This is a genomic window from Paenibacillus sp. 23TSA30-6 (genome assembly GCF_014858585.1).
In the GTDB taxonomy this organism is placed as follows: domain Bacteria; phylum Bacillota; class Bacilli; order Paenibacillales; family Paenibacillaceae; genus Paenibacillus.
Genome location: NZ_SLTL01000008.1, coordinates 48,973 through 63,475 on the forward strand (window position 1 = coordinate 48,973; position 14,503 = coordinate 63,475).

The 14,503-nt window shown below is 45.3% G+C and carries 15 protein-coding genes; 9 read left to right on the top strand and 6 right to left on the bottom strand.

The genetic code is table 11. The annotated features are described in order from the left end of the window. The first annotated feature begins 9 nt into the window (after positions 1-9). Complete coding sequence (locus E0698_RS09255) at positions 10-1,185, top strand: alanyl-tRNA editing protein (protein WP_192511368.1); 1,176 nt, start codon at positions 10-12, stop codon at positions 1,183-1,185. A gap of 7 nt (positions 1,186-1,192) precedes the next feature. Here E0698_RS09255 and E0698_RS09260 read toward each other — a convergent pair whose 3' ends face one another. Beyond that, on the bottom strand, positions 1,193-1,897 hold the full coding sequence (locus E0698_RS09260; RefSeq protein ID WP_192511369.1) for a DUF1275 family protein: 705 nt from the start codon (positions 1,895-1,897) through the stop codon (positions 1,193-1,195). A gap of 115 nt (positions 1,898-2,012) precedes the next feature. On the opposite strand from E0698_RS09260, the gene E0698_RS09265 reads away from it, so the two are divergent. Next, entirely contained in the window at positions 2,013-3,080 is a 1,068-nt protein-coding gene (locus tag E0698_RS09265; protein WP_192511370.1) for a DUF1835 domain-containing protein, read from the top strand. A gap of 35 nt (positions 3,081-3,115) precedes the next feature. Here the strand turns inward: E0698_RS09265 and E0698_RS09270 are convergent, their stop codons facing one another. Then, positions 3,116-3,634: a DJ-1/PfpI family protein gene (locus E0698_RS09270; protein ID WP_192511371.1), complete on the bottom strand. Its 519-nt coding sequence runs from the start codon at positions 3,632-3,634 to the stop codon at positions 3,116-3,118. Positions 3,635-3,794: 160 nt separating this feature from the next. Here E0698_RS09270 and E0698_RS09275 point away from each other — a divergent pair, with 160 nt between their 5' ends. Continuing rightward, positions 3,795-4,178, top strand: coding sequence for a winged helix-turn-helix transcriptional regulator (locus E0698_RS09275; protein ID WP_192511468.1), 384 nt, complete (start codon positions 3,795-3,797; stop codon positions 4,176-4,178). 128 nt (positions 4,179-4,306) lie between these two features. Here the strand turns inward: E0698_RS09275 and E0698_RS09280 are convergent, their stop codons facing one another. Then, positions 4,307-4,639, bottom strand: coding sequence for a winged helix-turn-helix transcriptional regulator (locus E0698_RS09280; protein WP_044644569.1), 333 nt, complete (start codon positions 4,637-4,639; stop codon positions 4,307-4,309). A 353-nt stretch (positions 4,640-4,992) separates the two neighbouring features. On the opposite strand from E0698_RS09280, the gene E0698_RS09285 reads away from it, so the two are divergent. From E0698_RS09285 to ribD, 3 genes are read left to right on the top strand one after another with little or no spacing between them, the layout of a single operon-like run. Beyond that, positions 4,993-6,096 carry an FAD-dependent monooxygenase gene (locus E0698_RS09285; RefSeq protein WP_192511372.1) on the top strand — a complete coding sequence of 368 codons (1,104 nt, stop codon included), beginning with the start codon at positions 4,993-4,995 and terminating at the stop codon, positions 6,094-6,096. A 32-nt stretch (positions 6,097-6,128) separates the two neighbouring features. Beyond that, positions 6,129-6,893: a GTP cyclohydrolase II gene (locus tag E0698_RS09290; protein ID WP_192511373.1), complete on the top strand. Its 765-nt coding sequence runs from the start codon at positions 6,129-6,131 to the stop codon at positions 6,891-6,893. Beyond that, the gene (gene ribD, locus E0698_RS09295) at positions 6,890-7,990 is read left to right on the top strand and encodes a bifunctional diaminohydroxyphosphoribosylaminopyrimidine deaminase/5-amino-6-(5-phosphoribosylamino)uracil reductase RibD (protein WP_192511374.1); all 1,101 of its coding nucleotides are present in this window, start codon (positions 6,890-6,892) and stop codon (positions 7,988-7,990) included. The genes E0698_RS09290 and ribD overlap by 4 nt, the downstream gene beginning before the upstream one ends. A 389-nt stretch (positions 7,991-8,379) precedes the next feature. Here ribD and E0698_RS09300 read toward each other — a convergent pair whose 3' ends face one another. After that, positions 8,380-8,709, bottom strand: coding sequence for a DUF3139 domain-containing protein (locus E0698_RS09300; protein WP_192511375.1), 330 nt, complete (start codon positions 8,707-8,709; stop codon positions 8,380-8,382). Positions 8,710-8,816: 107 nt separating this feature from the next. On the opposite strand from E0698_RS09300, the gene E0698_RS09305 reads away from it, so the two are divergent. Beyond that, positions 8,817-9,449, top strand: coding sequence for a hypothetical protein (locus E0698_RS09305; RefSeq protein ID WP_192511376.1), 633 nt, complete (start codon positions 8,817-8,819; stop codon positions 9,447-9,449). A 988-nt stretch (positions 9,450-10,437) separates the two neighbouring features. Here the strand turns inward: E0698_RS09305 and E0698_RS09310 are convergent. After that, positions 10,438-11,856 (bottom strand): helix-turn-helix domain-containing protein, encoded by a 1,419-nt coding sequence (locus tag E0698_RS09310; RefSeq protein ID WP_192511377.1) that lies wholly within the window; start codon positions 11,854-11,856, stop codon positions 10,438-10,440. A gap of 409 nt (positions 11,857-12,265) precedes the next feature. On the opposite strand from E0698_RS09310, the gene E0698_RS09315 reads away from it, so the two are divergent. Together E0698_RS09315 and E0698_RS09320 are read left to right on the top strand one after the other, a co-directional pair. Next, positions 12,266-12,538 carry a hypothetical protein gene (locus E0698_RS09315; protein ID WP_238353925.1) on the top strand — a complete coding sequence of 91 codons (273 nt, stop codon included), beginning with the start codon at positions 12,266-12,268 and terminating at the stop codon, positions 12,536-12,538. 222 nt (positions 12,539-12,760) lie between these two features. Continuing rightward, complete coding sequence (locus E0698_RS09320) at positions 12,761-13,879, top strand: slipin family protein (protein WP_192511378.1); 1,119 nt, start codon at positions 12,761-12,763, stop codon at positions 13,877-13,879. Positions 13,880-13,978: 99 nt separating this feature from the next. Here the strand turns inward: E0698_RS09320 and E0698_RS09325 are convergent, their stop codons facing one another. After that, positions 13,979-14,392: a chemotaxis protein CheW gene (locus E0698_RS09325; protein WP_192511379.1), complete on the bottom strand. Its 414-nt coding sequence runs from the start codon at positions 14,390-14,392 to the stop codon at positions 13,979-13,981. Between the last annotated feature and the right edge of the window lie 111 nt (positions 14,393-14,503).

Genomic DNA, 14,503 nt, shown 5'->3' on the forward strand with positions numbered 1-14,503 from the left:
GAACCTTGAATGACGACAAAACTATATTACTCTTCTCCGACCCTTACGGAGTGGGAGACTCATATTACACGCAGCATGGAAAGAGACGGCGGATATTTTGTTATGCTGGAGGAAACGGCTTTTTATCCGCATGGAGGGGGTCAGCCATGTGATACGGGAACGATTCAGGGCGTTCCGGTGGTGGATGTTTTTCTGGAAGAGGGCGATATTTGGCATCAGGTCGAATGTTTGCCGGAGGGTGAGAAGGTAGCTTGTACGTTGGATTGGGAGCGCAGATTTGATCATATGCAGCAGCATAGTGGACAGCATTTGTTGTCGGCGATTTGTCGGGAGCTGCTGGGAGCGCAGACGGAAAGCTTTCATCTGGGACAAGAGTACGCCACAATTGATGTAAACTGTTCTGAACTGACACCTGCGCAGTTATCTGCCATCGAGCAGGAAGTGAATCGGCAAATCTATAGTAACCGTAGCATCCAAAGTTATATAGTGACGAACGAGCAATTGAAGGACATTCCACTTGTAAAAATGCCTAAAGTAACGGAGAATATCCGAATTGTCGAGATTGAAGGTATTGAATACAATGCTTGCGGCGGTACACATGTCGGCCGAACCGGGGAAATTGGAATGATCAAATGTCTGAAATGGGAGAAGCAAAAGGGGCTGGTGAGAATCCATTTTAAATGTGGCCTTCGCGCGCTTCAGGATTTTAACGAAAGTCTTCGGATTTTGGACGTGCTATCTGCGAGGTTTAACACCGGGCGCAAGGATATTTTGACCCGCTTTGAAAAGTGGGAGCAGGAGCACAAGCAGTTCAAGGCGCAAGTGGACATCCTGCAAGAGGAAAATGCTTCGTATCAGGCAGCAGAGCTGCTTTCTGCTGTTCAGGGGCAGGTTCTGGCTCATATTTTTGAACAAAAAACCTTTCTGGAAGTACAGCAAATGGCTGCCAAGCTGACATCTGAACATGATTTACTTGTACTATTAGCCACAACAGCAGAAAACAAAATCATTCTGACGCATAACGGCACACAGCATGTTGCCTGCGGAGCATACTTTAAAGAGCATCTGGGCGCGTTTCAGGGTAAGGGTGGCGGCAGCAACCAATCGGCTCAGGCAGCATTCTCGTCCCGTGAAGACCTTTTGAACTTTTTTGAAACCGCCCAGCGACAGTTTATTCAGGGCTAATGCAGGATTAGTGGCTCAGGGGTAGCTTCCACTTATGTTCTTTTTCCGTAAATAAAATAAAAGAAAAAATGAGTGCCACGACAGCGCCCCAGATGGCTTTATCCCCAATAGCTAACGTCAAAAACCCTCCCAGAAAAGCCCCGACCAGAAAGGTGATCAGGATGACACCGTAACGCATGGCGCGAATGGCAGCATTCCTGTCCTTGGTCGTAATGGCGATATACACCGCCTCTGTGGCAGATCTGAGGTTCCCGGTGCTGACGGTGGAAGTGTACGGCGCATCAATGAGCTTGCGGAAGGAAGTCATTTGTACAGAAGCAACGAATGAGACGATCACCGTCACCACCGTATTGGGAACCCCCTGCGGAATCAGACCCACGATGAAAAAAATGAAAATTTCCAGCAGTAGAATGGCACGGGCCCAGTCCGGTGTCAGACGGTGGGTGGATTTTCTCTTAATCCCTTCGGCTACAAAAACACCCAGCGAAAAGGCGATCAGGGGCGGGATATGGGCTAACGCCTGACCCCAGTTTCCCTGAATGGCTTTGACAGCCAGTAATACGATATTGCCTGTCTGAGCATTGGCGAACACACCATCTCTTCCGACAAACGTATATGTGTCCAGAAAACCCCCTACTAATGAAAGTAAAGCGCCCAGTCGTAACGATTCGGACGTTACTTGATGTAAATGGATTTTGCCCTTCATATTCACGGCAGAAGCCTCCTATGCTACAACGTCGATTCCTCTAACATAGCACGACTATTCCGATTCGACAATTCCATTGGACACTACGGCACGAAAAATAGGTGCAAAAGGAGAAAAAGTCATGGAGAATAAAGGATTTGTGGAGGCAATTCGCAGCATGACTGCGGGCGAACAAAGATTATGGCTGATAGACATCATACAAGTGACAGAAGCTGTGAAACGGAACGAAGCTTCTAAAGATGATTTGTATGAGCAAGTGTCAGAGTTATATGATTACTTGCTTGAGACTCAAAACAGACGCTCATGGTGGGAGCCTGACGAGGGTGGCACGCAGGTGCATATTGTGATTGGCGATTCTTTTGCTGGGAGTATGAAAATAGCACTCAAACAACTGGGATGGGAAGATACACATCGGGTTATTTCTTTTCGGGATAACTATGCCATCGGCCCATTGTGGCAGCTTCAGCAGGAAATGGGGCGTAGGCAACGGCGGGAATGGTTCAGAGATCATATTTATGATGAGTATGAAGAGGATGCTGAAAGGGATGATTTTCTGTTGCTAGAGCAGTTTACTGCTATTCCAGCACAGGCGGACATTACGATCTGGACGGGGAGCAATGCCCCTGAGCAGGTGGGGCTTCGTTTGAGCATGTACCTGCTGAGGAATATGTCTAACGATATTCGGATTAAAAATGCGGCAGATGCTTACAGCCGCGTATTTAAACGTCCGGATGCTACAGGCTTAAGATCAGGCGAGATACCTGCCGACAAACTACAAGCTATTCTAAGTCGAGAGGACAAGGGTATTTCTTTAACACCAGAAGAAAGAGAACGAATGGCGGAAGAATGGTGTGAGCTGGCGATGAAGCCTGAGGTGCTACGTATATGGAAAGATGGAAGCATCGTTAATGTAGAAGAAAACTATTATGATGCCTATATTTTGAGTAAGGTGGATAAGTTGCACAAGCAGCAAGCACAGCCTGATTTTATCAAATCAGCAAGAGTGATCGGAGAAGTTATGGGACACCTGGATCAGCAGATGGGAGATGAATTTTTCGAATATCGGCTTCGAGCCCTGATTTATGAGGGAATGCTGGAAATTAAAGGCGTTCCAGGAGCCATGAGACGTTATAGTATTAGAAAGAAAGCATCTCCAAGTCCAATAAAAAAAGGGCCTGAAAATGCTTGATCGTATTACCTATAATGTTGGGGCTCGGCTCGAACCTACTGCAAGGCATGAACGAGGGCTTCGCCAAATTCCTGTGCGCCGTCCGGGCCATCAGCAGTGATGATGTCGCTATGCGCAACCACATGCTGAGTCACATATTCGACTTGATGCGTCTGGAGCTGATCCTTTTGCACATCCACTGGATAGCATGCTGCCGTTCTGCCGGAGAGCAGCCCGGTTTGAGCCACGGCTACAGAGCCTGCGCAGATGCCGGACAACAGAATTTTTCGCTCATGCGTTTGTTTCAGCAGGGCTTGGAGATCCGCGTTGTTCCACAGATGATCATTCGTGCCTGATCCGCCGATTACAGCGACTACGTCATAATCAGCAGGGACCGCGTCTGTGATAACCAGATTCGCGGTTGCTTTCCCATTGTAGTCACCGGTAATTTCGCCTGTTTGGGTACTGGCCAGCGTAACGGTAACGCCTGCTTGCTCCAGCGCTTCCTTCGGTTTAAACAATTCATCTTCATTAAAGCGTTCCGGGGGTATAATAAAAAGAGCCTTTTTACTCATCCTTCATTCCTCCTTGAATGTGAAACGATATCTATTATTGTAGAATGGCTTCGTCCGGCTGTGAAGAATGCACTTTCAAGTGCGGAGGTTACCTGTAGGTTACTATTACGGTGCAAGTACGGTGCAAGATCATGATGGAATAGAAGGAGTTAACCGATATATGTCTGATACGCTGAGAGAAGAAATACGGGAGAAGATCGTCAACGGAGACTATAACTGTGAAAAAGAACTGACGCTGTCAGTGTTAAGCGGCAAGTGGAAGGTCGTCATTTTATGGCATCTGGGGGTGGAAGGGCCGCACCGGTTCAGTGACTTGCAAAGGCTGTTTCCAAAGCTGTCTCATAAAGTGCTGACCAATCAACTGCGAGAATTGATGGAGGATGGTATTGTACACCGGGAAGTGTATCCCGAGGTGCCCCCAAAGGTGGAATATTCAATGACCGAGCTGGGGATGACGATTTTACCGATTGTCGAGATGATGTATGATTGGGGAAAAAAGCGGGTTCAGTCTATTCGCGAGGAAATGCTACGCGACGATATATAAGTAAATCATAGGGCAATCCGTCATATGAAAAATAGAACGCCTTGCGTGATGAGTACGAATTGTGCTCGGGGCAAAGGCGTTCTTTGGCATGTTAGCAGTCTGAGTCCGTGTTGGTTTAACGCAGGTTACTACTGCTCAATTGCTGGTAAAACTTCAACCCAGCGGGTAGCCCAAGTGCCGATATGATCAAACAATGGAGCTAGATCGCGTCCCTTATCCGTAAGGGAGTATTCGATCCGAACAGGCTTTTCGGGATAGACCATACGTAGTATAATGCCTTCTTCCTCAAGCTCTTTCAAGCGATCGGAAAGGACCTTCCCGCTTAAATTGGGAATTGAATTCTCAATCGCGACAAATCGTTGCGGACCGTTAGTTAGCTGAAATACGATTAACACCGTCCAACGCTTGCTCAGTAACTCCATAGCTTTTTCAAACCGTGGGCACATTTGCGGTATGTTCATGTGATCACCTCATGCACCTATTATTAACGATCCACTGTTAAAAGTAAATGATTTTACTTTACATAAATTTATTACTTGACGAAATCAAATGATATAAATATACTTTGTTACATAAAGTAACTTGTCGGATTCGACACGGACGTATATATAGCATTTTGCATCATTCGATTCCCAACGCTCGAAAGTACAATAGATAGACGAACTAAACCGTTTCGATCTATATATTGCTGATTTGAAATCGCTCTTGGGATTGTTGCAAAATGCTTAAAATTTGATATTATAACGATGCAATTAAATTGACAGGAACGGACTAATTGTTGAGGCCAGTGCTTTGGTATGCAGGAGGAAGTCAGATGAAGCTGGAATGTGAAGTGTGCGTAGTTGGAGGGGGACCAGCCGGGGCCTTGTTATCCTGTTTGTTGGCGGAGCAAGGTATTGCGACGATATTGGTTGAGCGGCAGAGCGTGGCGGGAAAGGCTTTTCGCGGCGAAATTTTAAATGATGAGGGTCAGCAAGTGATCCAAAAGCATAAGCTGCTCGAACAAATTCATGAGGAGTACGTCCTCGCTTCGACGAGAATCGAATATTGGGAGCATCAGCAGCAGGTGAAGACGATTGAGCCAGCGGAAGGTAATGTGGGGGTTCACATTCCACAGCCTCGTTTTTTGGAGGCTCTGCTCAAGCAGGCGGCTACGTATGAGTCCTTCCGTTATTTGGCGGGTACGACGGTGACTGCGCTGGAAGGCAACAGCGAGCATGGCTACACAGGCTTGACCGCCCGCGATAAGAACGGCGATGAGGTTACGATTCGCAGCTCTGTGATTGTCGGGGCAGATGGTCGCTATTCGACCGTGCGCAAGCTGGCGCAGATGCCAGTGACGAATATCAGACACGGCTATGATCTGCTGTGGGCCAAAATTACGGCACCTGCCGGATGGGAGCCTGTCACACGTCTGGCATTGGTCAACGGGCGGCAGTTGTCTTTATTTTCGCAGGCTGAGGGCTATATTCAGATTGGCTGGAATGTAGAGGAAGGCAGCTTTCCTACCTTGTTTAAGCAGTCATTTGAACCATTCATTCAGTTGTTGGCGGAGGCATTTCCCGATCTGGAGCATAACGTGCATGATCACATTCGTTCGTGGAAGGACTTCGTACCGTTGGATATTTTCAGTAGCCGCAGTGATACGTGGTCGCAGAACGGACTGGTCCTTATTGGAGATGCGGCGCATACCATGACACCTACCGGAGCTTTTGGCTTGAATGCAGCATTGAAGGATGCCGATGTACTGGCGAGTGAGTTTCTTCGTTTGCGTCAGGAGGGTGGATATACCGTAGCGGGCCTAAAGGCGTTCGAAGACGGGCGGCGGCAGGCTGTCACCGAGCTTCAGGAACGACAGCTTACGATGGAATCCACGTTTCATGAACATTTTTTACAAGCAGAACATCAAATCATATAGAAGTAAGCTTATATAAAGGATGGTGTAGAGAGATGAACCAAAAAGACGTAGCTACGCTACTTAACGATAAAATTCAAACGATTCGCGGAGAGCAATCTTCGACAATTTTGGTAGGACCGATCAAGCTGCCAGTTAATTTGGAAGGGGAAACAGTTGTTTTCCAATGGTACTGCTGGTTGCCTGTACGGGATGAGGCAGATCGTCAGGACCTGCTGAATGCCACCGCTGACACGATTGTGAAACGCTTGTCCACGCTGGATTTGGCAGAAGGACAACAATCGAGCGTATTGGTGTATGGCGATCTTCAACAGTCGGAAAATGCGCTTGTTCGTATGCATAGCATTTGCCATACTGGAGACATTTTTGGCAGCAAGCGTTGTGATTGCGGATTTCAGCTTCACCAGTCCATGAAAATGATTGTTGAGCACGGAACGGGTGCGCTGTTCTATCTGGCAAACCATGAGGGACGCGGGATCGGCTTGTTCAGCAAAGCGATGGCTTACATTTTGCAGGAGGAAGGCATGGATACCGTTGAAGCCAACCACCAATTGGGCTTTGAAGATGATACTCGTAATTATGCGGATGCGATTAGTGTGCTCCGTCATCTGAGACAAAAACCGGTAACCTTAATTACAAATAACCCTAAAAAGCTGGAGGCTTTGAAGCAATCCGGTATGAATGTGGCAGGGCGTATGCCGTTGTGGGGCGATGTGTCGCAATATAATGAACGCTATTTGAATACGAAGGTGGAACGGTCCGGCCATTTGCGGGATTTCGATTTCAGGGAGGTTCTATGACCACTCACGAGAAATATATGCGCCTGGCGCTGGAAAATGCCAAAAGTGCCAAGGGACAAACAGAACCGAATCCGCTCGTCGGTTCGGTCATTGTTAACAACGGTCGCATCGTCGGGATCGGCGCTCATCTGAAGCCCGGCGAGCCACATGCCGAGATTCATGCTTTGCGTATGGCGGGTGAACATGCTCAGGGAGCGACGATTTATGTGACGCTGGAGCCGTGTTCCCACCATGGACGGACAGGCCCGTGCGCGGAAGCGATTGTGAAGGCTGGCATTCGTCGGGTCGTTATTGCGGCGCTGGACCCTAATCCGCTGGTTTCGGGCAGAGGGGTACAAATCCTGAAGGATGCGGGTATTGAGGTCATCGTCGGGGTATGTGAGCAGGAATCTGTCCGCATGAATGAAGTGTTTAACCAATATATCGTAAGCAAGCGACCTTTTGTCACGATCAAATCAGCGGTGACGCTGGATGGTAAAATCGCCACCCGGACCTCGGAAAGCAAATGGATTACGTCCGAAGTGGCACGGGAAGATGTGCATCGCCTTCGTAACGAACATGTAGGGATACTGGTCGGTGTACAGACAGTCATTCACGATAATCCGCAGCTTACTACTCGTCTGCCGGAAGGCCGGAATCCGATTCGCATCATTCTGGACAGCAAGCTACGTATTCCTTTGGATGCCCGTGTCATTACAGATGGCGAGGCACCTACCTGGATATTTACAGGAAGTGCTTATGATGAAGGCAAGCGGGATCAGCTGGAACAGTTGGGTGTAAAGGTATATCCGACACAGGATGAAAACAGTGATCGGGTCAACCTGCCGCAAATGCTGGATATTTTGGGCGCAGCGGAGGTATCTTCGGTGTTCGTGGAGGGCGGAGCCGAGGTGAACGCTTCGTTCGTGCAGCAAGGACTGGCTGACAAGCTCGTGCTGTATATTGCGCCGAAGCTGGTTGGAGGGCGTGCAGCACCGGGCTTTCTCGGGGGAGAAGGGGTGTCCGCCATGAGCGATGCAGTGGCGCTACAAGATTTGAGCGTAACGCAGGTTGGCGTGGACTGGAAAATAGAAGGGTATTTTGGGCGGGAAAAATGAGTGGGGTTGTGGGTGGGAGAGAGGCTCCGCGAAGGGGTTGATCTTCCGATCGCTGTTGCAGTGGGATTCTTCGGATTGTATAAGACATGTAGAGGTAAGAATCCCACTGCAAAGGCGAACGCTCACGCTTCTCCAGATTCAACCCCTCCGCTCCGCTACTACCCGCCACAAAGCAACTCATTTTTCCGAAATGTGGGTGGAGTATGGGAAGGGCAAAAAGACTTAAAGATTTAAAGACTTCGAAGATTGAGAATCTGAAGGGCTAAAAAGCCTGGAAGATTCTTTTTTGGCTCTTCGCTATGCTATTCTATCCAACTTATCATGACCGCCTCTCCATATAAAATCGCAGTCTATTTTACCCATGTCGAATACCGAAGAGACTTGATTAGTTAGCTTGATTTTTTTTCTTTATGTTTATAACTATATGCTCCATCATCTACTCCTTTAACAGGGGCTTGGCTATACTGAATAATTTCACCTTGCTCTTTTTTATAAAAATACCTTGCATTTGTTTCATCCTTGAATATAACTTGTGTACTAACTAAGGGAGCTTTACCTATTTGAGTTTCAACTGAATAAATTTCAGATGGTTTGTATCCTTGAATTTTTACAAGATAGTTGAATACTTCGTTTTGAGTATGACTTTTAGTGTAATTACTAAGCATCCAAACGGTTGCAAGTATTATTACTATAAAAATTGCTACTCCATATTTTTTCATGAATATCTCCTTTTTTGGGTTATAATTCAAAAAAATATTGAAAAAACATTATACCAGTTGTATACTAACTTTGTTAAAATTATACCATTGAGAGGATGTTGGAGTAAATGCAGTTGAAACATTCATTGGGATTTTTGTTTATTATTTGTTTTGCATTTCTATTTGCTGGCGTTGCTAGTGCAGATGCAAGTTCATCAATGATTGATGATTCAAATTCTGTCACCCAATCTACATACTCGCAGGATAAAACTATAATCAGTCCAACGGCTGAACTTCCTGAGAAATATCCTGGTACTAACATAACTATTCAAGCAGGAGATATTATTTATAATCCTAAATCATTTTCTACTTTCCTTGCTGGTCACGTTGGAATTGTAGGAACTGATTATAGAATCTACCATGTCCACCCATACGGCCCCGGCATTTCGGAGAGTTTAGATTCTTATATTTCACGGTTTTCTAAAGGTAACACGTTTACAATCATGCATGCATATGGTGGAGGTGGCCTTTCCGCAGCCAGATGGGCAATGAACAATATAGGTAGGGTGCAAAATTATACTTTTAATCATACACTTAATAATGTTGCTGATAGTTATTGTTCCAAATTTGTTTGGCAGGCATATTATTTCGGAGCAGGGAACGACATTGCAAACCTTTATCAAACATCAATCGGTTTCGTATTACCATCTGATATTGCCAAGTATAACTCTACGGTTGGTAGTTTTCATAAAACTTACTAAACTATCAACCTTAGATTATTGTAAGCGAATTTTTTATTGTGAAGAAGAATAGCCACATCAAATAAAACATCAATTTTACTATCCAGTTGCCCCCTATTTACGGTAACTGGATATTTTTATATTCAAATCGTGCGACATCGCATGATTTCCAACCTATCGAAATAATCGATCAGTTTGAGCAAGTCGTCAATTTGACGTTTAGCTATATTATTGATATTTCTATCAAAACTATCGTATAAGTTCGTGTTTTCAATATGGACTTTTTTGTCCACATTGGGATATGTAATTCTCAACCGTCAACTTTGGCGAATGAACCTAAATCATTTCAAAGTTCCCCGAAATTTTCGTAGAAGCTTTAGCTGTATAATTCTGATTAGAGAACTTGAACAATTGGAAAGAGTAACGAAGATGAAAGGAGAAGGGCAACCTTCAATCAAAATACCGAGGCGGAAAATTTTCCATAAAGTAAATGTGTTGGATACAAAGTTAGAATAACCTTCATGAAATTCAAGACGGTTAATGATTAGATGCAGTAAATTGGACCCACACGTAAAAAATGATAGAGTTTTCAGCACTGAAGGTTTGTCTTGCCTGTTTAGCATGATCCGTTTGCTCCTTCTAGGGTTAGTCTGTAGCCGATCAACCTATGACTTTATTCTAATTGGCATTACCCATCCAGTAGAGCGAAGAGCCACTTAATATTTATTAGGGTGAATGGTTAATGGGATGAATAACTCATAGGGTGAATGTCTAATGGGATGAAGCAAAGCCAAAGAAAAGACTCAAAGGACTGTCCTCGGTAGAATACCGAATACAGTCCTCTGTAGTAGCTTAAGCCAAGTGTCTACAATTATGGAATTATTTCATAACGAGTCGGCGAGGACTTCTCTTATTCCTTTCTGTTTAAGCGCCACCATGTTGTTCAAAAGGTTGGATGCTCTGACCACGCTCATGCGGCTGCATAGGCACAGTTATAATAAACAAAAAGCTAGCCGAGACGATTAGCAGTACCATTTTTTTTAACATTATTTAACCACACCTTTTCAATAAATTTTGAAAACTCTAGCTTTGTTTCATCCATTGCGTAGGCTTTAAAATACTCGAATAATCCCAAACAGTTTATAAAATAAGTTTCGTTATTTAGTATAATCGCTTTTAGCGTGGCAGACTTCAAATGTTTAAAGCCATCACTATACATCCCTTTGTATAGATAGTAATAGGACAACTCATAACCAAAATACGCAAGATAATTCGGTAAGACTTGTTGAGTATACATATCAGTAGATGCTGGTAGTTGAGCAAAGGAATTAATGTCCAGTTCAAAACGTGAGAGAACATCATCAACATCTATATGGAATCGGTTAGCCGCTATCATAATATTCAAAAGTTGCACAATCCGGTCTTCTTCTTTTGTATCTGCCGATGCATCAATATATTCAACATAATCTTGTAGCACACTTATATCTCCAGATAAAAGCTTATTCACCATAGTATTAGCTTGTGCCCAGTGCTTGAACAGGTTGACCCAGTGTTGAGTATTCTCGTCCGTCTCTATGACCCAATCTAAATTAGCATAGTTGAATGTAAATTGTAGTGCTTGCTTATAATTGCCTTGAGCATCACAGACCCTAGCACACAGTAGATCGGCATAGGTGATGTACACAAACATGGGGCGACTCAACCTCTTAACAGGCTCCTCGCGCTGCTGCTTCCTCTGCTGATGTTTTATAGAATATTGAATTTCCGCCTTAGCTCTCATTTTTCGAGCCGTTTCATAAAGCATGTCCCATTCTTGCAAAGAACGATATACGTTTGCCAAATCTTTTAACGCATCTAGCTGTTCTATCTCATCCAGACGTTCGACAAAAGGTTCAAATCGGGTGGCTGCCTTGAGATTCCGGCTTTGATTGTCCCCAACCTGAATTGTAAATAGACGATACTGACAGATGGCCAAACGTTCAGAGTGCTGGTACTTTTCTGCTTCCGCAACCCCCTCATAGAGCAACAACGCAGCAGCATGCCGATCTTGTGCGAATAAGTTTTCTGCTACATCAAATAACTTCGGGGAATAGAGCAGGTTGTCCATGATGTGTCCAACTATACGCTGAATCGCTTCCAGCTTATCCAGTTCAGCACAGCGATACAATACCGGTTCAATTCGCCGCCAATCCGGGGAACGTTCGATGATGTAATGATCTATGTATCGTTCGTAAAAAAAACCTTCTGGTAATCCCATAGCTAGCGTCATTCGATCAAGCTGATGTATAGCAACAGGACGATGTTTAAGAATCCAATTATTAAGCGTTCTTTGATGAACACCTGAACGCTCCGCAAATTCTGCTACAGTCAAGTCATTTTGCTTTAGATAATCTTCCAACTCCGCTAAAATCGTAGGTGTATGTTCCAAGTCATAACCACCCTTCATACAAAAAATCCAAAATTTATAACTACCCTCAAATTATTATCCAAATATTAACATGTGTCAATGAGATTTTTTTATTTATACGCATAGATTATAACCAATTAAATGTAAAAAATCAGAACGAACGTTTCAGTGTCTTTTTTTTCTTTTTTATGGAGTCGTAATACTTTCGCCATGTTCGTAAGTGCGGGTGTGCGTGATAATGATAAAGGCTGATACAGAAAGATATTACCGAGGTGAGGATTTCAAATGGTCCCGCAGTGCCTGCCTGATCGGGTGAGGTATCCTGTAAATCTGATGTATCCACCAAATTAGGGTTCGAATCCCAATCGCCTTCCACGCGACTCATGGTAGAGTATTCAAAAAATCGAAAAAAACCACTACAAAGACCCTAATGAGTATCCCATGTCTGGTCCACATGACAGATGCCGGGGCGATGGCTATGCGGCTAGCGGATACCGGAGAGAGCAAGCGCCGACAGGCCCCGAGGCTTCGGGAGTGCGAATTTACAGTCGATGTTGGACTGATGAATTCCATCTTCGCAACACGGGAACAGGCGGCACCTTCCTTTTTCCTCAAGCTTGGTCCCGCCGTCCACACCGGAGGATGCTCTGCAAGGGTCACTAACCCTACTACAACGAATAAAAATGAAGAATCCTCATTTTAAAAATGTGTTGATTTTAAGGCGGGTAGCAGCGGAGTGGTCCATTTGAATCTGAAGAAGCGAAGCGTTCGCCTTTGCAGTGGAATTCCTACCTTTGAATGTTTTATACAATCCTAGGAATTCCACAGCAACAGCGATCGGAAGATCAAATGGACCGCGGAGCCGCCAATACATAGAAAGAAGCATACTTTTAAGCTGAGGATTTTAACGATTAGGAGTGATACGATGTTTAAGAAAATAACGATTAAATCGGATGAGCGCGGGCTGCTGTTTAAAAAGGGGAGTTACCACAAGCTGCTGCTGCCGGGGACTTACATATTGAAGACATTTCAGCAGGAAACAGTTGAAATTTTGAATGTTGCCGAACCATTTTTTGTACCGGATCACGATATTCGTTTGTTTTTGACGGATTCCGTTCTGCTGGAGCAATTGAGTGTTGTCGATGTAGAGGATTATGAATATGTGCTGCATTATGAGGATAATCGGTTCGTGGAACTGCTGCCCGCTGGTAAATATGCTTTTTGGAACGTGCTCAAGGAGCATCGTTTTGTTCATGCGGATACCCGGCAGCCTGCGATTGATAAGGCGCTGGGGCAAGCCTTTTTGGCCAAGACACAGGGCTTCTGGAAGGCGCTTCAGGTGGCAAGCTATGAGCTGGGCTTCCTGTATTATGATAACGTGCTGCAAGGCGAGCTGAAGCCGGGTAAATATTATTTCTGGATGTCGACGGTGAACACGGAGATCAGAACGATAGATTTGCGACAGCAGCAGATGGACCTGATGGGGCAGGAAATCATGACTGAGGATAAAATCACACTACGCCTGAACTTCGTCTGTCAGTATCGCATTGTTGACCCACTGCGGGCGCTGGAATTCCGGGCATTCGAGGAGCAAATGTACATTATGCTCCAACTGGTGCTGCGAGAATATGTCGGAACGATGAAGCTGGATGATTTGCTGAAAATGAAGCAGGAAATTGCGGAATATGTCTTGACCCGTCTGAATGAGCAAAGCGGCGAATATGGGGTCACTTTTACGTCGGCAGGGGTGAAGGATATTATTTTGCCGGGGGATATCAAGGATATTTTGAACACGGTGCTGCTGGCAGAGAAAAAAGCGCAAGCCAATCTCATCACACGGCGCGAAGAGACAGCATCTACTCGCAGTTTGCTGAATACCGCCAAGCTGATGGACGAAAATGCCACCCTTTACCGTCTCAAAGAGCTGGAGTTTCTGGAAAAAATCTGCGAGAAGATTGGTACGATTTCACTGACTGGCGGGAATACGCTGCTGGAACAGTTGAACACGCTGGTTCACATGAAAGACGGACAGGGGACCGTATAGAGGGATAGCGGTAGGTTTCACGCCCCTTAACGTAAAATACCACCCAAAAGATGAGCGCGAGACGGCTCAAGCTTTGGGTGGTATTTTACATCAATACGCTTAATTCGTCTTGGTCGAAGCGAGAAAAGCATCCATATCGATCACTGGAACGAGGGTGCCCTGATGCTCCAGCACGGTAGGAAATAGTTCACGCTGCCACTCTTCCTCGTTGCTTTTCAACTGGCTGTCCAGGGCGGAAGCTGTATCCTCCACCTGATCGACGAGCAGAGCAATTTTTGCCCGGCTGAGCAAAATCATTTTGTCCTCGGAGGACTCGCTTGAAGCAGGGAGCAGCAGTTTTTTGCGCAAATTCAGGATCGTAAATACGTCACCGCGAATGGTGACCATTCCTTCGTGCCATGACTCGGAAAAAGGAAGCGGTGTTCCTTTCTTGGCATTCATGACTTCTTCCACTTCTACAAAGTTTAAAGCGAACGTTTTGCTCGCCAGTCTGCACACAATAAATTCGGACATAGGCCAATTCTCCTTACATTTCAGATAAGACTACCACAGGCTGTGAAGTGACGGTAAAATGGGGTAACTATTGCGTTTTAACAAATGGAAAGATAAAGTTGAAGGTGCTAT